Source organism: Rhodanobacter sp. KK11, from assembly GCF_033345435.1.
Classification (GTDB): Bacteria; Pseudomonadota; Gammaproteobacteria; order Xanthomonadales; family Rhodanobacteraceae; genus Rhodanobacter.
In genome coordinates this window covers 601,100-626,909 of sequence record NZ_JAWPMI010000004.1, presented here as the reverse complement: position 1 = coordinate 626,909, position 25,810 = coordinate 601,100, and the positions used below count along the sequence as shown (strand labels likewise).

Sequence of the window (25,810 nt, the reverse complement as noted above, 5' to 3'; positions counted from 1 at the left end):
CGCATAGGTGGCGGTGGTCAGCCGGATCGGAATGCGGAACAGCTCGGACTGGAAGCCCTGCACCATCACCCAGCACAGGCCCCAGCCGGCGGCGAAGCCGAGCGGCAGCGAGATCGCCACCAGCAGGCCAAGCTGTCCCAGCAGCAGCGCGCTCACCTCGCCCGTGGTCATGCCCAGCACGCGCAGGCTGGCCAGCTCGCGGCCGCGCTCGGACAGGCTGATCCGCGCGGCGTTGTAGACCAGCCCGAAATTGATCACCCCGCCGAGCAACGCCGCCACCCAGGTGAACACCAGCAGGCTCTCGCCCATGGTGGCGTAGAAGCTGCGCACCGAGGCCAGCCGCGAGCTGATGCCGGCCACCCACGGGCGGCGGTCCAGCCGCGCGTAGACGTCCGCTTCGGCGCCGGGCAGCACGCCGAGCAGCACGCCGGAAACCACGTCGCCGTCGCCAAGCAGCCGGTTCAGCGCGTCCAGGTCCATGTAGCCCTGCGCCCCGATCGTCTCGTGCACGAAACCGGCCACACGCACGTCGCGCACATGGCGGTGCCCCTGCAGGGCCTGCACCTCGATCGTGTCGCCGGGGCTCGAGCGCCAGCATGCGCTGCAGGTAGTCGGTCAGCAGCACGCCGTCGGCCGGCGGCGTGACCACGCCGAGCCGGGCATCCAGCGGTCGGCGCAGGCGCGCGGCCGGCGGCAGCCCCTCGATCACCGTGCGATAGCTGCGCAACCCCGTGGACCAGCCGCACCGGAGCGGTCCGGATCGGCTCGGCCTCGCGCACGCCGGGCAGCGCGGCCAGCTCGAACAGCACCCGCCGCGGCGCCGGTTCGATGAAGCTCACCGCCAGGTCATGGTGCTGGGCGATGCTGAGCTGGGTATCGACCATGTAGCCGACCGCGTCGCCCTGGAAGCGGCCGACCATGATCACCGCACACGCCAGCGCCAGCCCGAGCACGGTGAACGCGGCGCGGCCGGGGCGGCGCTCGAGATCGCGCAGGATCATCCGCGAGGGCTGCGACAGCCAGCGCTGCAGGCCCAGCCGCTCGATCAGCGTGGGGCCGAAACGCGGCGGCGCCGGGGCGCGCATCGCCTCGGCCGGCGGCAGGCTGGCGGCCGCGCGCAGCGCCATCAGCGCACCGGCCGCGGCGGCGGCCAGGCTGACCGCGGTCCCGGTGGCGATCGCCGCGGGGCTCAGCCGCCAGGCGAGGAACGGGAAGCGGTAGATGTCCTGGTAGACGTGCGCCAGCCAGCGCCCCATCCCGGCGCCGAGCGCGATGCCCAGCAAGGCACCGAGCAGGGCAACGACCGCGGCCATGCCCAGGTAGTGCACCGCCAGGGCACGGTGGCTGTAGCCGAACGCCTTGAGCACGCCGATCTGCTCGCGCTGGGTGCCGACCAGGCGCATCAGTACCACGTGCAGCAAAAACGCGGCCACGCCCAGGAAGATCGCCGGGAACAGCCGCGCCATGGTGCGCAGTTGGCGCATCTCCTCCTCCAGGTAGCGCGCCGAGGTCTGCTCGTGGCGGCCGTAGGCGCCGATGCCGCCGTAGCGCGCCAGTGCGCCGTCCAGCCCGGCGATCACCGCCGCCGGCCGCGCCGCCGGCAGCAGGCGCAGCACCACGTTGTTGAACGCGCCGTCCATGTCGAGCGCCTTTTCCATCGCGTGGCGGTTCATCCACAGCACGGCGTAGCGCTTGAAGTCGGGAAAGACCGCGCCTGGCGGACTCTGGTAGACGTACTCCGGCGAGGTGCCCACGCCGACCACGCGCAGCCAGCGCTGGCGCCCGCGCAGGGTCAGCCGCAGGCGGTCGCCGACGCGCAGCGCGTGCGCCGCGGCGAACGCCTCGCCCACCACCACCTCGTTGTCGAGTTCCGCATCGGGCAGGCGGCCGCTGCGCAGTTGCACCCGGTTGAGTAGCGGCTGGCCGCCTTCTGGCGGTAGCGACACCACCTCGGCGCGCACCGGCTCGTCGAAGCCGGGCACCCCCAGCGTGCCCAGCGCCAGCAGCCGGGCCTGCACGGTCTGCACGCCGGGCAGCGCCGCCAGGTGCGCCAGCACGGTATCCGGCGCGCGCGCCAGCGGCGCCCACAGGTCGGCCAGCGCAGCCTGCCGGTAGAACTGCTCGCGCGTCGCGGTGAGCGATTCGTAGGTGGATTGCGACATCACCAGCGTGGCGACGCCGCCGGCGATCACCAGCGCGATCGCCAGCGCCTGCCCGCGCAGGTGCCACAGGTCGCGCCACGCCTTGCGCGTCAGCGCGCTCACCAGTGCAGCTCCTTCGCCGGCATGCGCTGCGCCGGACGCTCCTCGCGCACGATGCGGCCGTCGCCCAGGTACAGCACGCGATGCGCCATGCGCGCGATGTCCGCGTTGTGGGTGATCACCACGGTGGTGGTGCCCAGCTCCGCATTGACCCGTTCCAGCGCCTCCAGCACGCGCACGCCGGTGGCCGAGTCGAGCGCACCGGTGGGCTCGTCGCACAGCAGCACCGCCGGCCGCTTGGCGATCGCGCGGGCGATCGCCACCCGCTGCTGCTGGCCGCCGGACAGCTGCGCCGGAAAGTGGTCCATGCGATCGGCCAGGTCCACCCGCGCCAGCGCCTCCTCCGGCGTCATCGGCTGCTCGGCGATCTCGGTGACGATCGCCACGTTCTCGCGCGCGGTGAGGCTGGGAATGAGGTTGTAGAACTGGAACACGAAGCCAACGTGCTCGCGGCGGAACAGCGTCAGCTCGCGCTCCGTGGCGCCGGTGAGGTGATGTCCCTCGTACCAGACTTCGCCGGCACTGGGCGCGTCGAGCCCGCCCAGGATGTTCAACAGGGTCGACTTGCCGCTGCCCGAGGGCCCCAGCAGCACCACGAACTCGCCGCGGAACAGGTCCAGATCGACCCCGCGCAAGGCGTGCACCTCGACCTCGCCCATGCGGTAGGTCTTGGTCAGGCCGCGGGCGCGGAACACCGCCTCCGCGGCGGGCAACGGCGTGGTCACGGCCATGCAGGCGCTCCGCCCGGCAACCGCCCGAAGGCGGCGATGGCGTTCAGGCTAACCGCGGTGGGCGGGCCGTTTCATGATTTCAAGCAATTTCGAGCGAGTCGACCACGTCCCGATAGCGCCGCGCGATGCGTTCCTCGTCGCGATGGCGGAAGTCGCGCACCTGCCAGCGCCCGCCGACCATCACGTGACGCACCAACGGCGTGTTGCCGGCGAACAGGAAGCTGTCCAGCAGCGAACGCGCCTCGCGCGCGGCCAGCAGCGGCGAGGCCTCGTCCAGCACGATCAGGTCGGCGCGCGCGCCATCGCGCAGTTCGCCCACCGGCCGGCCCGAAGCGAGCGCGCCGCCGCGCAGCGCGGAGCGCCACAGCGTCTCGCCCACGCTGTCGCCCTCGCGGCGTGCGGCGATGTTGCGATGGCGGGTGGCCAGGCGTTGGCCGTATTCCAGCCAGCGCAGTTCCTCCACCGGCGAGATCGAGATGTGCGAATCCGAACCGATGCCGAGCGTGCCGCCGGCGTCGAGGTAGTCGGCCAGCGGAAACAGGCCGTCGCCGAGGTTTGCCTCGGTGGTCGGGCACAGTCCGGCCACGGCGCCGCTGCGCGCCAGCTGCGCGGTCTCCGCCGCGGTGAGGTGGGTCGCGTGCACCAGGCACCAGCGCGCGTCGACGTCGGCATGATCGAACAGCCACTCCACCGGTCGCGCGCCGCGAGTGGCCAGGCAGTCCTGCACCTCGCCGACCTGCTCGGCGATGTGGATGTGGATCGGTCCGGTCGCCGCCAACCCGCTGGCCAGCACCTCGCGCAGTGCCGGCTCCGGCACCGCGCGCAGCGAATGCAGGGCGATGCCCACGCTCACCTCGTCGCCCTGCTGCCGGCGCAGAGTCTCCAGCAGGCGCAGATAATCGTCGACCCCATGGCCGAAGCGGCGCTGGCGCGCGCTCAGCGCGCGGCCGTCGAAGCCGCCGCTGATGTACAGCACCGGCAGCAGGGTCAGGCCGATGCCGGCCTCGCGCGCGGCCTCGATCAGCGCCAGCGACATCGCCTGCGGCGGCGCATACGGCGTGCCGTCCGGCCGGTGATGCAGGTAGTGGAATTCGCACACGCTGGTGTAGCCGGCCTTGAGCATCTCCACGTAGAGCTGGGCGGCGATCGCCTTGAGTTCGTCCGGGCCGATCGTGGCGGCGAACGCATACATCGTCTCGCGCCAGCTCCAGAAGTTGTCCTCGCTTTTTTGAGAAATGCGGCCAGGGATGGCCGCCTTTTGATCTTCGCGATCAGGGAAGATCGCATGAACATGTCCCCGGCGCTCGGCCAAGCCGGCCATCGCGCGCTGGAACGCGTGCGAGTGCAGGTTCGGCATGCCGGGCAGCACCCAGCGGCCCAGCGACGCGCCGGCCGGCTCCGCCGAGGCCTGCAGTCGCCCGTCCGCATCCACGCCCAGCGCGGCATCGGCCTGCCAGCCGTCGATGCGCCATGCCCGGCCGGCCCTGAAGTGGGCGAGGGTTGCGCTGCTCATGGCTACTGCTCCGCATGACGATGCCGCGCAGTGTAACCGGGCTGGTGAAATCGCCTTCACTTCGTCATGGGCATACTCCGGTGATGGTCAGGAAAAACAGCGAAAGCAGACCGAAACTGCTGCTGCGTCAAGCCGTTCCCGCCGACGTGCCGGCCCTGGTCCAGCTGACCGCGCGCGTCTATACGCCCGAATGGGGCCACTCGGCGGAGATGTTGCGTTCGCAGCAGACGCACTTCCCGGAAGGCCAGTTCGTGGTCGAGTACGAAGGTGCGATCGTGGGCTACTGCGCCACTTTCCGCATCGACGAGGCCACCGCGCTGGCGCCGCATACCTGGATGCAGATCACCGGCGGCGGCATGGGCTCGCGCCACCGCGCGGACGGCAACTGGCTGTACGGCATGGAAGTGGTGGTGCACCCGGACTACCGCGGCATGCGCATCGGCCAGCGGCTGTACCAGGCGCGCAAGCGCCTGTGCATGGATCTCAAGCTGCGCGGCATCGTGTTCGGCGGCCGCATACCCGGGCTGGCGCGGAACATCGCGCGTTACGGCAGCGCCGAGGCCTACGTGCAGGCCGTGGTGGAAGGCAAGCGCCGCGATCCCACGCTGAGCTTCCAGCTGTCCAACGGCTTCGAGGTGATCGGCGTGTTGCGCGCCTACGTGCCGTCCGACCACGAATCACTGGGCTACGCCGTGCATCTGGCCTGGCGCAACCCGCAGCTGCTCGACCAGCCCGACATCCCGCCGATCACCTCGGCGCGGCTGCTGCCGGATTCGGTGCGGGTGGCGTCGGTGCAGTACCAACAGCGGCGAATCGGCTCGTTCGAGGAGTTCGCCACCCAGGTCGAGTACTTCACCGACATCGCCGCCGACTACGGTGCCGATTTCGTCGCCTTCCCCGAACTGATCACGCTGCAATTGCTGTCGATCGAGAACACCGAGCTGTCGCCGGTGGAGTCGATCCGCAAGCTCAGCCACTACACGCCGCAGGTGAAGGAACTCTTCAGCCGCCTGGCGGTGCACTACAACATCAACATCATCGCCGGCACCCATCCCACCGAGCAGGCCAACGGCGACATCCACAACGTCTGCTACGTGTGCCTGCGCGACGGCTCGCTGCACGAGCGCGAGAAGCTGCACCCCACGCCGAGCGAGCGCAACGTGTGGAACGTCAGCGGTGGCGACAGCGCGGCCACCGTGCTCACCGACTGCGGCCCGATCGGGGTGATGATCTGCTACGACGCCGAGTTCCCCGAGGTGGCGCGCTACCTGGTCGACCAGGGCGCGCTGATCCTGTTCGTGCCGTTCTGCACCGACGTGCGCGAGGGCTACCTGCGCGTGCGCTACTGCGCGCAGGCGCGGGCGATCGAGAACCAGTGCTACGTGGTGCTGTCGGGCAACGTGGGCAACCTGCCGGGCGTCAACAACTTCGACATCCAGTACGGCCAGAGCTGCATCCTCACGCCGAGCGACTTCCCGTTCGCACGCGACGGCATCGCGGCGGACTCCACGCCGAACATCGAGACCGTGCTGTTCGCCGACCTGCGCCTGGAAAGCCTGGCCCGCGCGCGCAACGCCGGCGCGGTGACCAACCTCAAGGACCGCCGCTTCGACCTGTACGAGACGCGCTGGCGGCCGCGCTGAGAGGCCGTGGCGGCTGCAGGAACGCACCCTGTGCGCGAGGGGCTTCCTTCGGTCGTGCGCGATGCCCTTGCTCTTGCTTCGTTCGGAGCGAAAAGCATCAGAGGCAAGAGCTTTCGTGCGCCTACGGCGCCCGAGCTACTTCTCTTTTGCTTGTCCAAAAGAGAAGTAACCCAGAGAAAACGACACCCCGCTTGGCGCTTGCCGGGCTCGGGCAACTGCTCCTTGCGTTGCCTCAACTCGGGCATCCATGCCCTCGCCTGCCCGGCAAGTCCGTGAGCCGGGGCCGGGCTTTTCGAGCGGGCATCGGGCAACCGCTCCTGCGTTGCCTCAACTCCGGCATCCATGCCGTCGCCTGCCCGCGCGAAAAGGCGTTGCCATCCCTGGCAACGCCCGCTGCGCGGCCTGTCGTCCCCGACTCACCGCCGCGCAAGGGACCCCGGGTAAAGCAGCGGGCCATCGTGGCCCGCACTCGGTGATGAACCTGAAAAGCCAAAGCAGCAAAGCAGCGCTTTGCCGCTTTGCTCTTGATCCGGTTCTTCTGAAGAGTGCGCGCTGGGAGCGCGCTGCTCTACCCGGGGCCCCTATGGCGTGGCGGGTGGGCGAAGGAAAGGCCCCGCAGGGGTGGCCGGCAGGGATGCCGGCCAGTTCGACGTCAGCGCAGGATGCGCTGTCGGCGAACCCGCGTAGCCCACCCGCGCACCCGCAGGGCAGGATGCCCGGAGGGCGCGCCATCGGAGTGGCCTTTCTCTTGGGTTACTTTCTCTTTGGCCACGCAAAGAGAAAGTAACTCGGCTGCCGAAGGCAGACGAAAGCTGTTTCTTTGAAAGCCTTACGCACCGGTACCGGAACGAGCAAGAGCATCGCGCGCAAGCGCGCTCCTACAAGGGATACGCGGTCTGCGATAATCGCGCCGCGGTCGCAGGCCTCTTGCGATCATCCCACCACCCACGCAGAACTGACTCCATGAACGACCCACGCTGGGATCGACTGCTGCTCAACGCCACCCTCGCCACGCTCGTCGGCGACGAGCCCTATGGCCTGATCGAGCATGGCGCGATCGCGCTGCACCACGGCCGCATCGCCTGGATCGGCCAGCAGGGCGAGCTACCGGATGCACCGGCTGCGCTCGCCGCCACGGTGGAATCGCTGGACGGCGCGCTGGTCACGCCTGGGCTGGTCGACTGCCACACGCACCTGGTGTTCGGCGGCGACCGCGCGCACGAGTTCGAGTTGCGCCTGAACGGCGCCAGCTACGAGGAGATCGCGCGCGCCGGCGGCGGCATCGCCTCCAGCGTCGACGCCACCCGCGCCGCCAGCGAGGAGCAATTGTTCGCGCAATCGCTGCCGCGCGCCCGCGCGCTGCTGGCCGACGGCGTGACCACGCTGGAGATCAAGTCCGGCTACGGGCTGGAACTGGAAAGTGAACGCCGCATGCTGCGCGTGGCGCGCCGGCTCGGCCGCGAGCTGGGCATCACGGTGCGCACCAGCTTCCTCGGCCTGCACGCGCTGCCGCCGGAATACAAGGATCGGCGCGACGACTACGTGGCGCTGGCCTGCGACGCGATGCTGCCCGCGCTCGCCGCCGAAGGCCTGGTCGATGCGGTCGACGCGTTCTGCGAAGGCATCGGCTTCAGCCGCGAGGAAACCCGCCGGATGTTCGAGCGCGCGAAGCAGCTCGGCCTGCCGGTGAAGCTGCATGCGGAGCAGTTGTCCGATCTCGACGGCGCCGCCCTGGTCGCCGAGTTCGGCGGCTTGTCGGCCGATCACCTGGAGCACCTGAGCGAAGCCGGCGTCAGGGCGATGGCGTCCGCCGGCACCGTCGCCGTGTTGCTGCCCGGCGCGTTCTACGCGCTGCGCGAGACGCAGCTGCCGCCGGTCGCGGCGCTGCGCGAACAGGGCGTGCCGATCGCGATCGCCACCGACTGCAACCCCGGCACCTCGCCGCTGCTGTCGCTGCGGCTGGCCGCCGGCATGGCTTGCACGCTGTTCCGGCTCACCCCCGAGGAAGCGCTGCGCGGCGTCACCGTCAACGCCGCCCGCGCGCTGGGGCTGCGCGATCGCGGCACGCTGGTCGCGGGCCAGCGTGCCGACCTGGTGGTGTGGAGCGTGCGCCGGCCCGCCGAGCTGTGCTACTGGATCGGCGGAGGGCTGGCCCGCAGCGTCTACGCGGCGGGCGAACCGATTTCGCGGCGCAAGCCGTCCAGGCGTTCGCCCAGCGCTGCGTAGAACGCGGTCGGCAGTTGCGCCTGCACCGGCACCCGCCACCAGTTAGCCCGGGCAAAGCGGCGGCATTTGACCGCGTCCTTGTCGGTCATCAGCAACGGCAGGCCATCGGCGAAATCCAGCTCGGCCGCAACGAACGGGTGATGGTCGGCGAATACATGCTCGATCGTCTCGATGCCAGCCGCACGCAGGCTGTCGAAGAACCGCTGCGGGTTGCCGATGGCCGCCACGGCGTGGACGCGCTGGCCGCTGAAGTCCGCCAGTACCCGCGTGCGGCCGTCATCCAGCGCGACCGCAGCGCCGCCATGCAGCTGCATCGGGTATTCGCCCGCCTCGGCAACACCGCCGTTGCACACGCGCAAATCGACCCGCTGCAGCCGGCTCAACGGTTCGCGCAGCGGCCCGGCCGGCAGCAACCGGCGGTTGCCGAAGCGGCGCGTGCCATCGATCACGCAGATCTCGACGTCGCGCGCCAGGCGGTAATGCTGCAGGCCGTCGTCGGCGATCAGCACGTCGCAGCCGGCGTCCAGCAGCAGTTGCGCCGCCGCCGGACGGTCGCGCCCCACCGCCACCGGCACGCCGCCGGTACGAATCAGGCAGGGCTCGTCGCCGACCTGGGCAGGATCGGGCGCATCACCGAGCAGCAGCGGTTCGCGCTGGCGGCCGCCGTAGCCGCGGCTGACCACGCCGGGCCGGTAACCGTGTTCGCGCAAGGCCTGCGCCAGCGCGATGGTCAGCGGCGTCTTGCCAGTGCCGCCCGCCGTGAGGTTGCCGACCACCACCACCGGCGCCGGCAGGCGCACGCTGCGTAGCCAGCCGCGCCGGTAAAGCGCGCCGCGCAAGCGGACCGCGCTGCCGTACAGCGCCGCCAGCGGCGGCGCCCACCACGGTGCCCGGCCGTTGCCGTACCAGGCTGATTCGAGCGTGTCGATCAGCGCCACGGGTAGCCCTCAATCGCTGCCGAGATTCACGGCATGGTCGTGGAACTGCATCCGGTGCAGCGTGGCGTACTGGCCGCCAAGAGCAATCAGCTCGGCGTGCGTGCCGCGCTCGACGATGCGGCCCTGCTCCATTACCGCGATCTGGTCGGCGCCCTCGATGGTGGACAGGCGGTGCGCGATCACCAGCGTGGTGCGGTCGCGCATCAGCCGCTGCAGTGCCTGCTGGATCAGCTGCTCCGATTCGGTGTCGAGCGCGCTGGTGGCCTCGTCCAGCACCAGGATCGGCGCGTTCTTCAGGATCGCGCGGGCGATCGCGATGCGCTGGCGCTGGCCGCCGGACAGCGTGTTGCCGCTCTGCCCGATCGGGGTGTGGATGCCCTGCGGCAGGCGCGCGATGAATTCCATCGCGTTCGCCGCCTTGGCCGCGGCGACGATGTCCGCCTCGCTGGCGCCGGCCAGTTCGCCGTAGGCGATGTTGTTGGCCACGGTGTCGTCGAACAGCACCACGCTCTGCCCGACCCAGGCAATCTGCCGGCGCAGCGAGGCCAGCGTGTATTCCCGGTAGTCCTCGCCGTCCAGCACGATGCGTCCGGCGCTGGGCTCGTAGAAGCGCGGCAGCAGGCTGGCCAGGCTGCTCTTGCCGCTGCCGGAACGGCCCACCAGGGCGGTCACCGTGCCGGGCGCGCAGTGCAGGTCGACGCCGCGCAAGGCCTCGAAGTCGTTGCGCGGATAGGTCAGCCGCACGTCCTCGAAGCGCAGGTCGCCACGCGTGCGCGCCAGCTCGCGCGAGCCCTGGTCGAGCTCCGGCGGCATGTCGATCACTTCGAACAGGTCGGCGGCCGCGGACAGGCCGCGCTGGATGTTCGCCTGCACCGTGGTGAGCCGCTTCAGCGACGGCATCATGGTACCCATCGCGGTCAGCACCGCCACGAACACGCCCGGCGAGATGCTGTCGATCACCGACGGCCGCGTGCCCAGGTAGACCAGCGCGGCGAGCGCGCATGCCGCCACCGTCTGGATTGCCGTGCTGGAAAGCGCGTTGGTGGCCGCGATCTTCAGGTTGAAGCGCTTGGTCCGCTGCGTGACCACGTCGAAACGATCGGACTCGTGCCGCTGGCCGCCGTAGACGCGCACCTCGCGATGTGCGCCCACCGATTCCTCCACGGTGCCGGTGACCGAGCCCATGCTGCCCTGGATGCGCCGGCTGATCTGCCGATAGCGCCGGCTGACTACGGTGGCGATCAGCGCGATCGCCGGCACCATCACCAGCAGGGCCAGGGTCAGGTAGGCGCTGTAGTACAGCATCACGTACAGGCAGCCGAGCACGGTGACGCCTTCGGTCACCACGATCTTCACCGCGTCGGTGGAGGCCGAGGCCACCTGTTCGCTGGTGTAGGTGATGCGCGACACCTGGTGGCCCGAGGCCTCGGCGCCGAAAAACGTCGCCGGCAGGCGCAGGTAGGCGGCGAACACGTCGTGCTGCATCGCCTGCACCACGTTGCGTCCGATGTAGGACACGCCGTAGCTGCTGACGAAGGTGCCGACACCGCGCACCGCGAAGATCGCGATGATCCAGATCGGCATCCAGAAGATCAGGTACGGGTCCTTCTCGGCGAACAGCTTGTCGATCAACGGCTGCAGCAGCTTGGTGAACGCCACCAGGCCGCCGCCGTCCACCGCCATGCCGACCAGGGTGACCAGCCCGACCAGCCAGTAGCGAGCGGTATAGCCCAGCAGGCGCCGATAGATGCGCAGGCTTTCGGCGTCCCACACGCCGGTCCTGCCGCTGCTCACTGGCCGCTACCCGGCTTGGCTGGCGTGGTGGCGATCGACAGCCGGGTGAAGCCGAGCTGGCCCAGCGCGTCCATCGCGGTGACCACGTTCTGGTTCGGCGTCATCGCGTCGGCACGGATAGTCACCGGGCGCTCGCGGTCGTCGCCCGCATTGCGCACGATGGTCTGCTTCAGCGCCTCGATGCCCTCGCCCATCACCTCGTCGCTGCCGACGAAGAAGCGGCCGTCGCGATCGATCATCACGGTCAGCGTCGGGGCGTTCAGGTCGCGGTCCTGTGTGCTCGCCTGCGGCAGGGCCACCTGCAGGCGCGAGTGCTGGATGAAGGTGCTGGTCAGCACGAAGAACATCAGCAGGGTCAGCAGCACGTCGATCAACGGGATCACGTTGATCTCGAAATCGTCGCCGCGGCGGTCGTTGCCGATACGCATCGATGCGCCTCAGCCCGCGCTCGGCGCAGTCGGTGCCGCCGCGCGCCGCGGCCGTACGGGCGCCGCCGCGACGGAGGTCAGGGTCAGGTCGTCGAGCAAGGCGGTGGCCTGCTTTTCCATCTCCACGCAATAGCCGGCCACGCGCGAACGGAAGTAGCGGTGCAGCACGTAGGCGGGAATCGCCACGGTCAGGCCCGCCGCGGTACAGATCAGCGCCTCGCCGATGCCGCCGGCCATCCGCGCCGGGTCGCCGATGCCGCCGGCCATCACTTCCATGAACATGCGGATCAGGCCGATCACGGTGCCGAACAGACCCAGCAGCGGGCCGATCAGTGCGATCGTGCCCAGCGTGTTGAGGTAACGCTCCATCCGGTGGACGACGTGCCGGCCGGTGTCCTCGATGCGCTCCTTGATGATCTCGCGCGGTTGCCGGCGCACGGCCAGCGCGGCGGCCAGCAGCTCGCCCAGCGGCGAACCGCTGGCCAGCGTCTCGATATGTTTCGGGTCGAGCTGGCCGGAACGCGCCCACTGGCGCACTTCGTCGCCCAGGCCCGGCGGCAGCACCGACTTGCGGCGCAAGGTCCAGCACCGCTCCAGCACGATCGCCAAAGCCACCGCCGAACAGATCAGGATGGGCGCCAGCGCCCAGCCGCCAGCCAACAGGATTTCCAGCACTTTTCGACCCCGACGCACGACCTGACAGGAAGCGCGCATGATAGCAGTCTCGTCCCGCTGTACTGCGGCATGCGTGGCATTCCCCGCCTGACCCCTCATTCGCGCCAGTAGCGTACCTGGCGCTGGCGCCAGCCGGGTGCGCGCCGCGGCGGCGCGGCGGCCGGGAAATCCAGCATCATCGCGCCCTGCTCGGCCGTGTCGAACACCGGCACATGGGCGGCGGCGTAGCGCGCCAGTACCTCCGGCTTCGGGTGGCCGAAGCGGTTGTGCCAGCCCGCCGACACCAGCGCCAGCCGCGGTCGCACCGCGGCGATGAATGCAACGCTGGACGAGGTCCTGCTGCCGTGGTGCGGCACCAGCATCACCGGCGCCGGCCCGGGGCCGAGCGCCGCCGCCACCTGCGGCTCCGCCTTCGCACTGATGTCGCCGGTCAGCAGCAGGCGCCCGCCGCGCCCCTCGACCAGCAGCACGCAGGAGCTGTCGTTGTCGCGGTCGCCCGCGCCACGGGCCGGGTTCAGCACGCGAAAGCGCACGCCATCCCATTGCCATGCCTGCCCGGCCACGCACTGCTGCATCGGCACGCGCATCCGCGACGGCTCGCCGGCATGGCGTTGCGCGTCCGGGAAGGCATCGGCGACCGCTTCGGCGCCGCCGGCGTGGTCGTTGTCGCCATGGCTGATCATCAGCAGGTCCAGCCGGCTGATACCCAGTGCGTGGATCGACGGCAACACCACCGCCTCGCCCAGGTCGAAGCCGGACGGGTAACGCGCGCCGGCGTCATAGACCAGCACGTGATCGCGGGTGCGCAGCAGCACCGACAAGCCCTGCCCCACGTCCAGTACCCAGGCCTGGAAGGCGCCCTCCGCCGGCCGTGGCAACGGCGGCCACAGCAACGGCAGGAACAACAGCAGGCCGAGCCAGCGCAGCGGCACTCCGCGCGGCAGGAACAACCACAGCGCGCCGAGTACGGCCAGCAGCAGCGCAGGCGCCTGCACCGCGGGCAGGTACCAGTGCGCGCCGGGCCACGTCGCCATCTGCTCCAGCAGCCACCACTGCGCGTGCGCGATCCGCGCGGCCAGCCACAGCACCGGCGTGGCCAGCGGCGGGCACAGGCCCAGCAGCAGCATGCCGAGCAAGGCGCACGGCACGATCACGAAGCTGACCACCGGCACCGCGACCAGGTTCGACAACGCGCCGACCAGCGAAGCCTGGCCGAAGAACCACAAGGTCAGCGGCAGCAACGCCACCGTCATCACCAGTTGCCCGGCCGACAGCTCGTGCAGGAACGCGCGCAGGCCGCGGCCACGCGACTGCAGGCACAGCATCAGGAACGCCACGCCGACGAACGAGAGCCAGAAACCCGCCGCCAGTACCGCCAGCGGGTCGGCCAGCAGGATCGCGATCAGCGCCAGCGCCAGCGACTGCGCGCCGCTGCTGCCGCGACGGCTGCAGCGCGCCAGCGCCACCACCGCGATCATCAGCAAGGTGCGCACCGTCGGCAGGCCGAAGCCGGCCAGCGCGCTGTACGTCGCGGCCACCAGCAGCGCGGCCGCGGCCTGCGCCTGCGGCCGCGGCAGCCGCAGGCCCAGCCGCGGCCACAGCGCGTAGGCCAGCCACGCCAGCCACACGCCGAATACCGCCGCCACGCCGACGTGGAAGCCGGAGATCGCGATCAGATGCGACACCCCGTTCGCGCGCGCCACCGCCCAGTCACGTTGTTGCAGCCCGCGCGTGTCGCCGACCGTGAACGCCTGCAGCAAGGCCGCGTCATGCCGATCGCGCACGCGTGCCGCGATGCCGCGAGCCACCGCGTCGCGCACCGCGTCGACGCACCAGCGCGCGCCGGCCAGCGGCGCGTTGTCGGGATCGTCGCGCACGTAGCCGGTGGCGACGATGCCGCGCTGCAGCGCCGAACGTTCGCTGTCGGCACCGCCGGGATCGAGCAGCCCGCGCGGTCGCTTCAGCCGCAGCGACAGGCGCCAGCGCGAACACGGCCGCAGCGGCGGCGCGCCGTCGTACCAGGCCACCGTGACACGACCGCGCAGCGCGACCGGCCGGCCGTCCAGCGAGGCCCGTTCCACCTGCAGCGTGAAGCGGCTGGCATCCGGCTGTGCCAGCGGCAGGTCGGCGATCGTGCCGACGGCCACGAAATCGCGCCCTTCCAGCGCCCGCGGCAGCCGTGCATCCATCGCCACGCCGCCACGCCACGCCGCCCACGCGATGCCGAACAGCAGCCAGCCCAGCCAGCGCCAGCGCGGACAACGCCAGGCCAGCCACGCCGCCGCCAGCAGCAACAGGGCCAGGCTCCAGTGCGACGGCAATCGCGGCAACCACTGCACCAGCAGCACGCCGGCCAGCAAGGCCGATGCCGCCGTGATCGCCCCCCGTCGCGCCATGCCGCGTGCCCCGTTCCATCCTGGAAGAGTCCGAGCCTAGCGTGGCGGCGGCGGCGACGAAGATGAAAAGCGTGTAGGCGCCCGCCTGAAAAGCACGAGATCGGCTCCCCCCGGCGCCACGGGGAAAGGCGCAACAGCGTCAGGCTTTCGGGCTTTCCTGCAGCACGCCGTTGTGCAGCACCAGGGTGCGGTCCATCTTCGCCGCCAGGTGCGGATCGTGGGTGACCAGCACGAAGCTGGTGCCGACCTCGCGGTTGAGTTCCAGCATCAGCGCATAGACCTGCGCGGCATTGCCCTCGTCGAGGTTGCCGGTGGGCTCGTCGCCGAGCACGCAGGCCGGCCTGGTCACCAGCGCGCGCGCCACCGCGCAGCGCTGGCGTTCACCGCCGGACAGCTCGGACGGCTTGTGATGCGTGCGCCCGCCCAGGCCCACCCGCTCCAACAAGGCCGTGGCCTGCCGCTGCGCTTCGGCGATCGCGGTGCCGCGGATCAGCAGCGGCATGCACACGTTCTCCAGCGCGGTGAACTCGGGCAGCAGGTGGTGGAACTGGTAGATGAAGCCGAGCGAGCGATTGCGCACGCGGCCACGCTCGGCGTCGGACAGCTTCGACAACACGCGGCCATCGACTTCCACCTCGCCGGCGGTCAGCGTGTCGAGGCCGCCGATGATGTGCAACAGGGTGCTCTTGCCCGAGCCGGAGGCGCCGACGATCGCCATCGTCTCGCCGCGCTTCAGGGTAAAGCTGACGTCGCTCAGCACCTCGGTGCGCAGGCCGCCCTCGGCGTAGGTCTTGGCGACGCGGCTGGCGCGCAGCACGTTTTCGGTCGTGGAATTCATGGCGGCCTTATTCATAGCGCAGCGCCTGCGCCGGCTGCGTGCGCGAAGCGCGCCACGCCGGATAGAGGGTGGCCAGCAGCGAGAAGGTGAAGGTCAGCAGCGCAGTCCAGCCCACGTCGTGCCAATCCAGCCGGCTCGGCACCTCGCTGATGTAGTAGACGTCCGGCGACAGGAAGGTGACGTGGAAGGTGTGCTCGATCCACTTGATGATGCCCGGCAGCTTCCACGACAGCAGCGAGCCGAAGCCCACGCCGAAACCGATGCCCACGAAGCCCACCAGCACGCCCTGCACCATGAACATGCCCATGATGCTGCGCGGGGTGGCACCAAGCGTGCGCAGGATCGCGATGTCGGCCTGCTTGTCGGTGACCAGCATCATCAGCATCGAGATCAGGTTGATCACGGCGACCAGGATGATCAGCGACAGGATGATGAACATCACCATCTTCTCCATCGACAGCGCGGCGAACAGGTTCGCGTTGGTGTCCATCCAGGTCTGCACCCGGTAGACCTGGCCCAATTGGTCGGCCAGTTCGCGCGCGACCGGGCGGGCGTTGAACAGGTCGTCGAGTTTCAGGCGGATGCCGGTCGGGCCACTGAGGTCGTTGAGTTTCTCGGCGTCGCTCATGTTGACCAGCGCCAGGCCGGAATCGAACTGCTCCATGCCCAGCTCGAACGTACCCACCACGCGGAAGCTGCGCATCCGCGGCACGCTGCCCATCGGCGTGGCGCGCAGCTGTTGCACCGCCATGGTGACGCGGTCGCCCACGGTGACGCCGAGCGTCATCGCCAGCTCGCGGCCCAGCACGATGTTCCAGCTGCCCGGGGTGAGCTCGCCGAGCTTGCCCTCGAGCATGTGCTTGTCGATGTCGACGACCTTCGGTTCCTGCGCCGGCTCGACGCCGCGCACCAGCGCGCCACTGGAGCGTCGCGCCAGCAGCATCGCCTCGCTCTCCACGTACGGCGCGGCGCCCAGCACGTGCGGATTGGCCTCGGCGACCTGCAGCGCGCGCGGCCAGTCCTGCACGCTCTCGCCGATGCCGGACACGGTGGCGTGCGAGATCGCGCCGAGGATGCGCGAGCGCATCTGGTAGTCGAAGCCGTTCATCACCGACATCACCGTGATCAGCGCGATCACGCTGATCGCGATGCACACGATCGAGACGGTGGAGATGAACGAGATGAACTGGTTGCGTCGCTTGGCGCGGGTGTAGCGCAGGCCGATGAAGAGTTCGAGCGGTCGGAACATGGGCGGGTCGCTTGTGGGAGTCGCAGGGCGGGCCGCCCGGTCGTCCATTATCAGGTATTCGACAAGACCGCGCTGCGCTGATGAAGTTGCCGGCCGCTCACGGCCGCGGCAGCGCTTCGCCCGGCTGGATCGTGGCCAGCCGCATGCGCAGGCGCCGGCGGATGTCCGCGTCGCTGTTGTCCGGCGCCAGCAGCAGCACCTGCATGCCCTGCTCCGCCGTGCGCAGGCGCAGCAGCACCAGCGCGCCGAGCACACGGAACGAGGCCAGCGTGGCCGGCATGTCCTGGTGATCGGTCAGGCGCAGTGTCCAGGCACCATCGGCACTCCAGCCGGCAGCCGCAACCGGGCCTGCAGCCAGGCGGCGAAGCGCATGCCAGGTCGCCAGCGACACGGCTATCGCCAGCAGCAGCTTCAGCCATGCCGCCAGCGCACTCAGCGCCACGGCAAGCACCGCCAAGGCGGTAACCAGCAGCAGGGTTCGCCGCAACAACCGCGACGGCCGATACTCAAAGCCGATGGCGGGTGCGGATGTCATCGATGATCGCCTGCCAGTCCGCCCGCTCCGGGCGGGCGTGGCCCATCACCCAGTCCCACAGGTCCGGATCCTGCACATCGAGCAGTTCGTCGAACGCCTGTTGCTGCGCTTCGTCCGCGCCGGCAAAACACTCGTCCAGCCAGCCGCCGAACAAGGCATCCAGTTCGCGGGTGCCGCGGCGGGCGCGCCAGCGCAGGCGCTTGATGCGGGCTTCATCCATCACGGGGCTCGGTCGGTATCCATGCATGCCAAGTGTAGCCGCTGCCAGAACGCGACAGGCCGCACGCGGCGGCCTGTCGTTGCGAACCATGCGCGGCACGCTCAGACCGAGCGCCGCTCCACCATCAGCTTCTTGATCTCGGCGATCGCCTTGGCCGGGTTGAGGCCCTTCGGGCAGGTGCGCGTGCAGTTCATGATGGTGTGGCAGCGGTACAGCTTGAACGGGTCTTCCAGGTCGTCCAGGCGCTCACCGGTGGATTCGTCGCGCGAGTCGACGATCCAGCGATAGGCCTGCAGCAGGATCGCCGGGCCGAGGTACTTGTCGCCGTTCCACCAGTAGCTCGGGCAGCTGGTCGAGCAGCAGGCACACAGGATGCATTCGTACAGGCCGTCGAGCTTCTTGCGGTCTTCCGGCGACTGCAGACGCTCCTTGTCCGGCACCGCGCTCTGCGTGCGGATCCACGGCTTGATCGAGGCGTACTGGGCGTAGAAATGGGTGAGGTCGGGCACCAGGTCCTTCACCACCGGCATGTGCGGCAGCGGGTAGATCTTCACGTCGCCCGAGGCCACCTTGTCGATGGCGCAGATGCAGGCCAGCGTGTTGGTGCCGTCGATGTTCATCGCGCACGAACCGCAGATGCCTTCGCGGCAGGAGCGGCGCAAGGTGAGCGTGGGGTCGATCTCGTTCTTGATCTTCAGCAGCGCATCCAGAACCATCGGCCCGCACGCGGCCAGATCGACCTCGTAGGTGTCGATGCGCGGGTTCTGGCCGTCGTCCGGACTCCAGCGATAGATGCGGAAGGTGCGCGGTTTCTTCGCGTCCTTCGCCGGCCAGTGCTTGCCCGGCTGGATCTTGGAATTCTTGGGTAGCGAAAACTCTGCCACAGTGGCTCTCCAGTCCGGGTATCAGTAAACGCGCTTCTTCGGCGGCACCACCTCGACCTCGTCGGTCAGGGTGAACATGTGCACCGGGCGGTAGTCGAAGCTGGTCTTGCCGTTCTCGTCCACCTTCACCAGGGTGTGCTTCATCCACTCGGCGTCGTTGCGCTCGGGGAAGTCCTCGCGCGCGTGGGCGCCGCGGCTTTCCGGACGCTGCTCGGCCGAATGCATGGTGGCCACGGCCTGGTCGAGCAGGTTGGCCAGCTCCAGCGTCTCGATCAGGTCGGAGTTCCACACCAGCGAGCGGTCGCTGACCTTCACCTGCTTGAACGACTCGTGCACCTTGTCGATCCTGGTACAGCCTTCCTTCAACGTCTCGCCGGTGCGGAACACCGCGGCGTCGGCCTGCATGGTGCGCTGCATGTCGAGGCGGATCTGCGCGGTGGGCAGCTCGCCGTTGGCGTGGCGCAGGCCGTCGAAGCGGGCCAGCGCCTTGTCCAGCGCACTGGCCGGCAGGTCCTTGTGCGCGGCGCCGGGCTGGATGATCTCGGCACAGCGGTGCGCCACAGCACGACCGAACACCACCAGGTCGAGCAGCGAGTTGGAACCCAGGCGGTTGCCGCCGTGCACCGACACGCAGGCCGCCTCGCCGATGGCGAACAGGCCCGGCACCACCGCGTCGACGTCGTCGCCCTTCTTCTGCACCACTTCGCCGTGGTAGTTGGTCGGGATGCCGCCCATGTTGTAGTGCACGGTGGGCAGGATCGGGATCGGCTCGCGGGTCACGTCCACGCCGGCGAAGATGCGCGCCGACTCGGCAATGCCCGGCAGCCGCTCGTGGATCACCTCGGGACCGAGGTGCATCAGGTTGAGGAAGGCGTGGTCCTTGTGCTCGCCCACGCCGCGGCCTTCGCGGATCTCGATGGTGATGGCGCGGCTGACCACGTCGCGCGACGCCAGATCCTTCGCGCTGGGCGCATAGCGCTCCATGAAGCGCTCGCCTTCGGAGTTGGTGAGGTAGCCGCCCTCGCCGCGCACGCCCTCGGTGATCAGGCAGCCGGCGCCGTAGATGCCGGTGGGATGGAACTGCACGAACTCCATGTCCTGCAGCGCGAGGCCCGCACGCAGCACCATGCCGCCGCCGTCACCGGTGCAGGTGTGCGCCGAAGTGGCACTGAAATAGGCGCGGCCGTAGCCGCCGGTGGCCAGCACCACGGCCTGGCCGCGGAACACGTGCAGCGTGCCTTCGTTCATGTCCAGTGCCAGCACGCCGCGGCAGACGCCTTCCTCGTCGAAGATCAGGTCGGTGGCGAAATACTCCACGAAGAAGGTGGCGTCGTGCGCCAGCGCCTGCTGATACAGCGTGTGCAGGATCGCGTGGCCGGTGCGGTCGGCGGCGGCGCAGGTGCGCTGCGCGGTGCCCTTGCCGTAATGCGTGGTCATGCCGCCGAACGGACGCTGGTAGATGTGGCCGTCCTGGGTGCGCGAGAACGGCACGCCGTAATGCTCCAGCTCGATCACCGACTGCGGCGCGTTCTTGCACATGTACTCGATCGCGTCCTGGTCGCCGAGCCAGTCGCCGCCCTTCACGGTGTCGTAGAAGTGGAAGCGCCAGTCGTCCTCGCCCATGTTGCCGAGCGCGGCAGCGATGCCGCCCTGCGCCGCCACGGTGTGCGAGCGGGTCGGGAACACCTTGGTGATACAGGCGGCCTTGAGGCCCTTCTCGGCCAGGCCGAAGGTGGCACGCAGTCCTGCGCCACCGGCGCCGACCACCACCACGTCGTACTTGTGCTGCTGGATCTTGTAGCTTTCCACGGTCTCAGACTCCCAATGCGATGCGCAGCACGGCCAGCACGCCCGCAAGCGCGCACAACACCGCGAGGAACTTGATCGACACCAGCAGAACCACCTCCTTCCAGCGGGTGTGCACGTAATCCTCGACCACCACCTGCAGGCCCAACACGGCGTGCCAGAACGCAGTGATGACGAACAGGATCAGCAGCAGGGCATTCCACGGCTTGGCCACCATCGCCTTCGCCGTGGCGTAGTCGGCGTGCAGCAGCGAAAGCACGGTGATCACGAACCACAGGCCGAGCAGAATGAGTGCGGCGGCGGTGACGCGCTGCACCCACCAGTGATCCGCGCCATGGTGGGCCGAGCCCAGCCCGCGCGCCTGCTTCATCGGATGGCGCAGCTGGCTGCGCACGTCATCGGTTCCCACGCGCAGGTTCATGCCGCACCCCCATGGACGAGCACGCAGGCCCAGATGATTGCTGTCAGCACGATGCTGCCGGCCACCGACAGCCAGCTCGAACGCACGAACTGCGGAATCGCGTAACCCGCACCGGTGTCCTGCACCAGGTGACGGATGCCGTTGCACAGGTGGTAGCTGAGCGCCCAGCTCCAGCCCAGCAGCAGGACCAGGCCGAGCGGGCTGCCGATGCAGGTCCGGAACTGCTCGAAGGCCGCCTCACCGGAGGCCAGCGCCAGAATCCCCCACACCACCAGCAGCGTACCCACGGCCAGCGCGATGCCGGTGGCGCGATGCAGGATGGAGGTCATCATCTGTATCTGCCACCTGTAAACCTGCAGGTGCGGAGAGAGTGGTCGTTGCGTATCTGCCATGGCGGCTATCCTGTGTGGAATCGCTGGTATCCATGCCGCACCTTCCCCTGTCCTCGTGCGCGACGGCGACAAGCGCCGCGCAGCCGTTCAGAAGTCGATACAGCGGCCGTTCTTTTCCCAATCGCCATAACGGGTGGGGTCGAGAGCCGGACGCTCCCCTGGCGCCTTGTCCGCCTTCGGTGCAACGGGCACGGCGGCTGTTTCCGTCGAAACGGGAACCGGTGCGGATTCGGCTGGGGAGAAGGTATCGGACATGGTTTTCGTAAGCCGCCAAAGGTTAATACTTGCGGCAATGCAGTACAACCATGTGCTCCGCCGCGGTTGCGAGCGCGACCACGACGTCATCACTTGTGCCCGACGTCACCGACCCCAATTTCGCCAGTCCCATGCCGACATACCATCCAGCCGAAACCCTGTTGATCGAAGGCCCTGACGCGACGGCGTTCGCCCACGCGCAATTCAGCAGCGCTGTCAGTTCGCTCGCCACCGGCCAGTGGCAATTCAGCGCGTGGCTCGACCCGCACGGGCGCGTGCGCGCCCTGTTCCATCTGGCCCGGCTCGCCGACGATCGCTACCTGCTGCTGCTGCGCGGAGGCGCCGCCGCGACGATGGCCGATGCGCTGCGCCGTTTCGTATTCCGTTCGAAACTCGGCGTGACGGCACTGCCGCCGCGAGAACTCGCGACGGGTCCGGCGCTGTCGCTGCATACCCTCGTCGACGATGGCGAAAGCGTGTCACTCGGCTGCGACACGCACGCTCTTCGCATCATCGACTCCGGCGCGCACGACGACGCATGGCGTTTGCCGCAACTGCGCGCAGGCTGGCCCTGGCTGCCGGCGCCACTGCTGGGCGAACTGTTGCCACCGGCGCTTTCGCTGCAGCGCATGCACGCAGTCGCCATCGACAAAGGCTGCTACCCGGGCCAGGAAATCGTCGCGCGGCTGCACTTTCGCGGCGGGCACAAACGGCATCTGCATCGCGTCACTTTGTCGCAAGCAGCAGGTGCCGGCGACACGCTGCGCCAGGATGGCCGCGACATCGGCTGCGTGATCGACGTCGTCACCACCGGCGACGGCATCGAGGCGCTCGTCGTATTGAGCGATGACGTCGCGGCACGCGGGAACACCCAGGCAATCGACGACAACCTCGCGATCGAAATCGTCGCGTCGTGGCAGGCATGAGCGACAACCGCCGATGCCGATGAATTTCGCGTGCGGCACTTGTCAACGAATCGTGAGCGTCGGTTAAACTCCGCCACCTCGGCACTTGCCAGCGGCGAATTCCGCCACTAGGCTCCGCCGATCGAATATCGCGGCATCCGGAACACGGGGTGCCGATACACGCGACGAACCGGATGAATTCCGAATCGGCGCGACCCGGCAGCAGTGACGCCGGATGGAACACCGCCTCGCAGCCAACGAGTGCGTCGTAGTCGAAGGCAATACGGCCAAGCAGCCGCACAGCGCCCGACAACATCCAGATCCCCCGATCGGCATGACCTGCCGTTCGACCCGCCACAGTCCCGTGGCAAAGCGTCCTGGCCACAAGTTTCGGCCATGACGATTGATCCAGGTGGAACGGTCTGCCCGCCCGTCCACCGCAACGGCGCTCAAGGCTGCAGTCTGCTTTGCGCGTACAGCACGCTGGAGGCAGAACCATGAAACTTTCCATGCTGTTGTGGCTGACGACACTGATGCCCCAGCCCGTCGCCGACCAGGCCTGCCTGGCCACCACCGTCTATCTCGAGGCGCGCAGCGAATCGACCAACGGCCAGCTTGCCGTGGCAGAAGTGGCGCTGCGCCGCCGCGACCGCGGGCGCTGGGGCGACACCGTGTGCAAGGTGGTGACCTCGCCCCGCCAATTCGCCACGACGACCACGCCGGGATCGTTCGAGATCAACAACCTGGAAGCCTTCAACAAGGCTTGGCAGGTGGCCGGCATGTCCATCCGCAACTGGCAACTGCCAGTGGCGCAGCGTCGCATGCTGGTGCCGCGCGCCGACCATTTCGCCACAACTGCGATTTCGCCCGCCTGGTCGCGCAACCGCCCCAGCGTGACGATCGGCGAGCATGCGTTCTACGCCGTGAACTGACCCGCACGCCGGCACGGGAACAAAAAAGGCCCTCTTTCGAGGGCCTTGAATTTTTGGACGCCTAGACGTCTAGACGTCTAGGCGTACGTTACATGAATCACTCAGCGCGGATAGACCTGGTCGCCGCGCACCTCGACATAGTCGCCGCTACGGACGCCCGGGTTGTCACGCTGGGTCACCGTGGCGTACTGGCCGTTGTCCAGTCGCACCACGATGCGCCACGCGACGTCGCTGCCGCTGTTGCGCTTGCCGATCTGGTTGCCGACCACGCCACCGGCCACCGCGCCGGCCACCGTGGCCGCCTTGCGGCCGTCGCCCTTGCCGACCTGGTTGCCGAGCACGCCGCCGGCCACCGCGCCGATGATCGCCCCGAGCGTGCCGCCATTGCCGCTGCCGCCGTCGAGGTAGACCTGCTGCACCTCCTGCACCACGCCGCAAGTCTGGCAACGCGCATTGCGGCTGCCGTAACCGTAGCCACTCTGTTGCCCCTGGTAGCCGCGGTCGTAACCTCGGTTGTTGCCGTAGGGCGAGGTGGCACAGCCGGCGAGGGCCAGGCCGGCAGCCATCGCCGTCGCCAGGGCGAATTTGCTGGTCAGTGCATTCATGAGCTCACTTCCTTTTCAAGAGGGTCATTTCATTCAGCGGGCGTCGGACACGGCCGTCACGCCTTCCTGCACTTGCACCCGGTCGCCCGGGTCGTGATCCATCCGCACCGTGCGGGTGACGCCGTTGTACACGTAGCGGACGTCGTAGCCGACGATCTTGCTGCTGGTGTTGTTGACGGTCTCGCACTTGCGCTCCACCGTCGAGGTCACCTGCGCATGCTGGCGGCTGGCCTGGATGCGGTTGCCGGCATAGCCGCCGCCGACCGCACCGGCCACGGTGGCCAGCGTCTTGCCCTTGCCGCCGCCGACCTGGTTGCCGACCAGGCCACCGACGACCGCGCCGATGGCGGTGCCGGCGATGCGGTGCTCGTCCTTCGGCGGCTCGCTGTGCGTGACCGTCTCGTCGTGGCAGACCTGCTTCGGGTTGTTCACCGTCGCACGCACCGGATCGACGCTGACGACCTTGGCGTACTTGACCGCGGTATCCGCGCCGGTGCCGGCGTCGGCGGAAGCGTTGGAAGCGCCTGCGTCCGCGTTGCGGTTGCAGGCCGAGAGGCCAGTCGCGAGTACGGCCGCAATGGCGACATTGAGTACATTGGCTGTCAACCTGTTCATCACGATCCTCTCCTCTGTTTGTCCGACGGCTTGCCGGGTGCCCATTGCACCCGCGCAATTACCTGCGTGGCCATTGAACCGTTGTCCAACTGAATCGGAGCTAGCTCACGCCCGTTACATTATCTTCACGACGCGGTCGCGGAACTCTCTGCCAGTGCACGAAAAGCGAATCATGTTTCAGCTCGTCGACAGCCACGCCCACCTCGACGACGGCGCCTTTGCCGGCGACCGCGATGAGGTCATCGAGCGCGCTCGCCAGGCCGGCGTCGTCACGATGGTCGTTCCTGCCGTCGCCGCCCGCGGCTGGCCGCCGATCAGGGACCTCTGCGCCCACCATGCCGGCCTGCACCCCGCCTACGGACTGCACCCGATGTTCCTGTCCCAGCATGCGCCGGAACACGTCGACACCCTGTCTACCTGGCTGAACGAAAACCGTCCGGCGGCGGTCGGCGAAATCGGCCTGGACTTCCACCTGGACGGCCTCGACCGCGATCTGCAACGGCACTACTTCCAGCGCCAGCTGCAACTGGCCCGCGAGCACGAGCTGCCGGTGATCGTGCATGCCCGCGGCGCGCTGGAGGAAGTCACGCTGACCTTGCGCCGCAGCGGCAACCGGCGTGGCGTGGTGCACAGTTTTTCCGGCAGCGAACAGCAGGCACGCCAACTATGGGAGCTGGGCTTCCACCTCGGCATCGGCGGCCCGGTGACCTACGAACGTGCGCAGCGCCTGCGCCGGATCGTGGCGCGCATGCCGGTCGAGTTCCTGCTGCTGGAAAGCGACGCCCCGGACCAGCCCGCCGCCGCCCATCGCGGCGAGCGCAACGAACCGGCCCATGTCGCCGAGGTACTGCGCTGCGTCGCCGCGCTGCGCGGTGCGCCGGAGGCGGATATCGCCGCCGCCACCAGCGCCAACGCCCGGCGCCTGTTCGGGTTCGGCGACGCATAGGCCATCCGTCACTTGCAGGCGGCGGCCGAGGTTTGTTAATTTTTATTTCACTGGTGAAATATGAGTCAGTGAAATGGCGCGCCTGGCGAACTGCATCGCGATGATGGACGAAGGCGTCGACCGGGTCAGTCAGATCATTCCGCAAATACCTGCGCTCGAGGCGCGGCTGTGCCGGCTGATGCTGATGCTCGGCGACAACATCGAGGAAGAGCTCGAATTCAAGCTGAAGCGGTACAAGCTCAACCACAGCGAATTCCTGACCCTGATGATCCTGTACAGCCGACCGGACGGCAGCTCCACCCCGGGCGAGCTGTGCGAGTACACCTCCCAGGGCGCCACCAACATGACCCGCATCGCGAACGCGCTGGTCAAGCGCGGGCTGATCACCCGCGGCGGCAGCGAGGAGGATCGGCGCCGCGTGCTGATCCGCATCGCCCCGGCCGGACGGCGCTTCGTGCAGAAGATGCTGCCACCGATGTTTCCCCGTGTCGCCACCATGTTCGCCGGCTTCAGCGACACCGATAAACGCCACCTCGACCGCCTGCTGCGCAAACTGGCCGGCAACCTCGACCAGCTGGGCGAAAGCCGTCTCCCATGAAGGA

26 protein-coding genes are annotated in these 25,810 nt (G+C 68.9%); 6 read left to right on the top strand and 20 right to left on the bottom strand.

Features of this window, described 5'->3' with window-relative positions; genetic code table 11:
• From R5H19_RS13525 to R5H19_RS13510, 4 genes are all read right to left on the bottom strand, one after another.
• Nucleotides 1-537, bottom strand: a 537-nt coding sequence (locus R5H19_RS13525; RefSeq protein ID WP_318159520.1) for an ABC transporter permease, incomplete at its 3' end; no start/stop codon positions are given.
• The gene (locus R5H19_RS13520; RefSeq protein ID WP_318159519.1) at nt 462-2,264 is read right to left on the bottom strand and encodes an ABC transporter permease; all 1,803 of its coding nucleotides are present in this window, start codon (nt 2,262-2,264) and stop codon (nt 462-464) included. The genes R5H19_RS13520 and R5H19_RS13525, both read right to left, overlap by 76 nt.
• Nucleotides 2,261-2,992 carry an ABC transporter ATP-binding protein gene (locus tag R5H19_RS13515; protein ID WP_318159518.1) on the bottom strand — a complete coding sequence of 244 codons (732 nt, stop codon included), beginning with the start codon at nt 2,990-2,992 and terminating at the stop codon, nt 2,261-2,263. Before R5H19_RS13515 ends, R5H19_RS13520 begins: the two co-directional genes overlap by 4 nt.
• A gap of 79 nt (nt 2,993-3,071) precedes the next feature.
• The gene (locus R5H19_RS13510) at nt 3,072-4,505 is read right to left on the bottom strand and encodes a formimidoylglutamate deiminase (RefSeq protein WP_318159516.1); all 1,434 of its coding nucleotides are present in this window, start codon (nt 4,503-4,505) and stop codon (nt 3,072-3,074) included.
• An 83-nt stretch (nt 4,506-4,588) separates the two neighbouring features.
• On the opposite strand from R5H19_RS13510, the gene R5H19_RS13505 reads away from it, so the two are divergent.
• Both R5H19_RS13505 and hutI read left to right on the top strand, forming a co-directional pair.
• Nucleotides 4,589-6,148, top strand: coding sequence for a GNAT family N-acetyltransferase (locus tag R5H19_RS13505; protein ID WP_318159515.1), 1,560 nt, complete (start codon nt 4,589-4,591; stop codon nt 6,146-6,148).
• Nucleotides 6,149-7,111: 963 nt separating this feature from the next.
• The gene (gene hutI / locus R5H19_RS13500) at nt 7,112-8,374 is read left to right on the top strand and encodes an imidazolonepropionase (protein ID WP_318159514.1); all 1,263 of its coding nucleotides are present in this window, start codon (nt 7,112-7,114) and stop codon (nt 8,372-8,374) included.
• Here the strand turns inward: hutI and lpxK are convergent.
• The 14 genes from lpxK to R5H19_RS13430 form a co-directional block, all read right to left on the bottom strand.
• Entirely contained in the window at nt 8,311-9,312 is a 1,002-nt protein-coding gene (gene lpxK / locus R5H19_RS13495; protein ID WP_318159513.1) for a tetraacyldisaccharide 4'-kinase, read from the bottom strand. The genes hutI and lpxK overlap by 64 nt on opposite strands.
• 9 nt (nt 9,313-9,321) lie before the next feature.
• Nucleotides 9,322-11,106: a lipid A export permease/ATP-binding protein MsbA gene (msbA, locus tag R5H19_RS13490; RefSeq protein WP_318159512.1), complete on the bottom strand. Its 1,785-nt coding sequence runs from the start codon at nt 11,104-11,106 to the stop codon at nt 9,322-9,324.
• Complete coding sequence (locus R5H19_RS13485; protein ID WP_318159511.1) at nt 11,103-11,534, bottom strand: biopolymer transporter ExbD; 432 nt, start codon at nt 11,532-11,534, stop codon at nt 11,103-11,105. The genes msbA and R5H19_RS13485 overlap by 4 nt, the downstream gene beginning before the upstream one ends.
• A 9-nt stretch (nt 11,535-11,543) precedes the next feature.
• The gene (locus R5H19_RS13480) at nt 11,544-12,248 is read right to left on the bottom strand and encodes a MotA/TolQ/ExbB proton channel family protein (protein ID WP_318159510.1); all 705 of its coding nucleotides are present in this window, start codon (nt 12,246-12,248) and stop codon (nt 11,544-11,546) included.
• A 56-nt stretch (nt 12,249-12,304) separates the two neighbouring features.
• A complete protein-coding gene (locus R5H19_RS13475) occupies nt 12,305-14,605 on the bottom strand; it encodes a DNA internalization-related competence protein ComEC/Rec2 (RefSeq protein WP_318159509.1) in 2,301 nt (766 codons plus the stop codon).
• Nucleotides 14,606-14,744: 139 nt separating this feature from the next.
• On the bottom strand, nt 14,745-15,443 hold the full coding sequence (gene lolD / locus R5H19_RS13470; protein WP_318159508.1) for a lipoprotein-releasing ABC transporter ATP-binding protein LolD: 699 nt from the start codon (nt 15,441-15,443) through the stop codon (nt 14,745-14,747).
• A gap of 7 nt (nt 15,444-15,450) precedes the next feature.
• Nucleotides 15,451-16,692 carry a lipoprotein-releasing ABC transporter permease subunit gene (locus R5H19_RS13465; RefSeq protein ID WP_318159507.1) on the bottom strand — a complete coding sequence of 414 codons (1,242 nt, stop codon included), beginning with the start codon at nt 16,690-16,692 and terminating at the stop codon, nt 15,451-15,453.
• A 97-nt stretch (nt 16,693-16,789) separates the two neighbouring features.
• A complete protein-coding gene (locus tag R5H19_RS13460) occupies nt 16,790-17,227 on the bottom strand; it encodes a protein YgfX (RefSeq protein WP_318159506.1) in 438 nt (145 codons plus the stop codon).
• The gene (locus R5H19_RS13455) at nt 17,199-17,447 is read right to left on the bottom strand and encodes a succinate dehydrogenase assembly factor 2 (RefSeq protein WP_318159505.1); all 249 of its coding nucleotides are present in this window, start codon (nt 17,445-17,447) and stop codon (nt 17,199-17,201) included. The genes R5H19_RS13460 and R5H19_RS13455 overlap by 29 nt, the downstream gene beginning before the upstream one ends.
• Before the next feature lie 101 nt (nt 17,448-17,548).
• Complete coding sequence (locus R5H19_RS13450) at nt 17,549-18,331, bottom strand: succinate dehydrogenase iron-sulfur subunit (protein WP_318159504.1); 783 nt, start codon at nt 18,329-18,331, stop codon at nt 17,549-17,551.
• A 21-nt stretch (nt 18,332-18,352) separates the two neighbouring features.
• The gene (sdhA, locus tag R5H19_RS13445; protein ID WP_318159503.1) at nt 18,353-20,140 is read right to left on the bottom strand and encodes a succinate dehydrogenase flavoprotein subunit; all 1,788 of its coding nucleotides are present in this window, start codon (nt 20,138-20,140) and stop codon (nt 18,353-18,355) included.
• 4 nt (nt 20,141-20,144) lie between these two features.
• On the bottom strand, nt 20,145-20,558 hold the full coding sequence (gene sdhD / locus R5H19_RS13440; RefSeq protein ID WP_318159502.1) for a succinate dehydrogenase, hydrophobic membrane anchor protein: 414 nt from the start codon (nt 20,556-20,558) through the stop codon (nt 20,145-20,147).
• A complete protein-coding gene (gene sdhC / locus R5H19_RS13435) occupies nt 20,555-20,950 on the bottom strand; it encodes a succinate dehydrogenase, cytochrome b556 subunit (RefSeq protein ID WP_318159501.1) in 396 nt (131 codons plus the stop codon). The genes sdhD and sdhC overlap by 4 nt, the downstream gene beginning before the upstream one ends.
• A gap of 87 nt (nt 20,951-21,037) precedes the next feature.
• The gene (locus tag R5H19_RS13430; RefSeq protein ID WP_318159500.1) at nt 21,038-21,205 is read right to left on the bottom strand and encodes a DUF1674 domain-containing protein; all 168 of its coding nucleotides are present in this window, start codon (nt 21,203-21,205) and stop codon (nt 21,038-21,040) included.
• 95 nt (nt 21,206-21,300) lie between these two features.
• Here R5H19_RS13430 and R5H19_RS13425 point away from each other — a divergent pair, with 95 nt between their 5' ends.
• Nucleotides 21,301-22,131, top strand: coding sequence for a folate-binding protein (locus tag R5H19_RS13425; RefSeq protein ID WP_318159499.1), 831 nt, complete (start codon nt 21,301-21,303; stop codon nt 22,129-22,131).
• 476 nt (nt 22,132-22,607) lie between these two features.
• Nucleotides 22,608-23,042, top strand: coding sequence for a cell wall hydrolase (locus R5H19_RS13420; RefSeq protein WP_318159498.1), 435 nt, complete (start codon nt 22,608-22,610; stop codon nt 23,040-23,042).
• Between the two features lie 101 nt (nt 23,043-23,143).
• On the opposite strand, the gene R5H19_RS13415 is transcribed toward R5H19_RS13420, so the two are convergent.
• Together R5H19_RS13415 and R5H19_RS13410 are read right to left on the bottom strand one after the other, a co-directional pair.
• Nucleotides 23,144-23,647: a glycine zipper 2TM domain-containing protein gene (locus tag R5H19_RS13415; RefSeq protein WP_318159497.1), complete on the bottom strand. Its 504-nt coding sequence runs from the start codon at nt 23,645-23,647 to the stop codon at nt 23,144-23,146.
• A gap of 33 nt (nt 23,648-23,680) precedes the next feature.
• Nucleotides 23,681-24,262 carry a glycine zipper 2TM domain-containing protein gene (locus tag R5H19_RS13410; protein WP_318159496.1) on the bottom strand — a complete coding sequence of 194 codons (582 nt, stop codon included), beginning with the start codon at nt 24,260-24,262 and terminating at the stop codon, nt 23,681-23,683.
• A gap of 172 nt (nt 24,263-24,434) precedes the next feature.
• On the opposite strand from R5H19_RS13410, the gene R5H19_RS13405 reads away from it, so the two are divergent.
• A complete protein-coding gene (locus tag R5H19_RS13405) occupies nt 24,435-25,208 on the top strand; it encodes a TatD family hydrolase (protein WP_318159495.1) in 774 nt (257 codons plus the stop codon).
• A gap of 73 nt (nt 25,209-25,281) precedes the next feature.
• Nucleotides 25,282-25,806, top strand: coding sequence for a MarR family transcriptional regulator (locus R5H19_RS13400; RefSeq protein ID WP_318159493.1), 525 nt, complete (start codon nt 25,282-25,284; stop codon nt 25,804-25,806).
• Nucleotides 25,807-25,810 lie beyond the last annotated feature (4 nt).

Bases quoted from the DNA above. Each gene is read 5' to 3' on its own strand.
- R5H19_RS13515 (WP_318159518.1), bottom strand. From the start codon at position 2,992: ATGGCCGTGACCACGCCGTTGCCCGCCGCGGAGGCGGTGTTCCGCGCC.
- R5H19_RS13510 (WP_318159516.1), bottom strand. From the start codon at position 4,505: ATGAGCAGCGCAACCCTCGCCCACTTCAGGGCCGGCCGGGCATGGCGC.
- R5H19_RS13505 (WP_318159515.1), top strand. From the start codon at position 4,589: ATGGTCAGGAAAAACAGCGAAAGCAGACCGAAACTGCTGCTGCGTCAA.
- hutI (WP_318159514.1), top strand. From the start codon at position 7,112: ATGAACGACCCACGCTGGGATCGACTGCTGCTCAACGCCACCCTCGCC.
- R5H19_RS13485 (WP_318159511.1), bottom strand. From the start codon at position 11,534: ATGCGTATCGGCAACGACCGCCGCGGCGACGATTTCGAGATCAACGTG.
- R5H19_RS13480 (WP_318159510.1), bottom strand. From the start codon at position 12,248: ATGCGCGCTTCCTGTCAGGTCGTGCGTCGGGGTCGAAAAGTGCTGGAA.
- R5H19_RS13475 (WP_318159509.1), bottom strand. From the start codon at position 14,605: ATGGCGCGACGGGGGGCGATCACGGCGGCATCGGCCTTGCTGGCCGGC.
- lolD (WP_318159508.1), bottom strand. From the start codon at position 15,443: ATGAATTCCACGACCGAAAACGTGCTGCGCGCCAGCCGCGTCGCCAAG.
- R5H19_RS13465 (WP_318159507.1), bottom strand. From the start codon at position 16,692: ATGTTCCGACCGCTCGAACTCTTCATCGGCCTGCGCTACACCCGCGCC.
- R5H19_RS13460 (WP_318159506.1), bottom strand. From the start codon at position 17,227: ATGACATCCGCACCCGCCATCGGCTTTGAGTATCGGCCGTCGCGGTTG.
- R5H19_RS13455 (WP_318159505.1), bottom strand. From the start codon at position 17,447: ATGGATGAAGCCCGCATCAAGCGCCTGCGCTGGCGCGCCCGCCGCGGC.
- sdhD (WP_318159502.1), bottom strand. From the start codon at position 20,558: ATGAACCTGCGCGTGGGAACCGATGACGTGCGCAGCCAGCTGCGCCAT.
- sdhC (WP_318159501.1), bottom strand. From the start codon at position 20,950: ATGGCAGATACGCAACGACCACTCTCTCCGCACCTGCAGGTTTACAGG.
- R5H19_RS13430 (WP_318159500.1), bottom strand. From the start codon at position 21,205: ATGTCCGATACCTTCTCCCCAGCCGAATCCGCACCGGTTCCCGTTTCG.
- R5H19_RS13420 (WP_318159498.1), top strand. From the start codon at position 22,608: ATGAAACTTTCCATGCTGTTGTGGCTGACGACACTGATGCCCCAGCCC.
- R5H19_RS13415 (WP_318159497.1), bottom strand. From the start codon at position 23,647: ATGAATGCACTGACCAGCAAATTCGCCCTGGCGACGGCGATGGCTGCC.
- R5H19_RS13410 (WP_318159496.1), bottom strand. From the start codon at position 24,262: ATGAACAGGTTGACAGCCAATGTACTCAATGTCGCCATTGCGGCCGTA.
- R5H19_RS13405 (WP_318159495.1), top strand. From the start codon at position 24,435: ATGTTTCAGCTCGTCGACAGCCACGCCCACCTCGACGACGGCGCCTTT.
- R5H19_RS13400 (WP_318159493.1), top strand. From the start codon at position 25,282: ATGGCGCGCCTGGCGAACTGCATCGCGATGATGGACGAAGGCGTCGAC.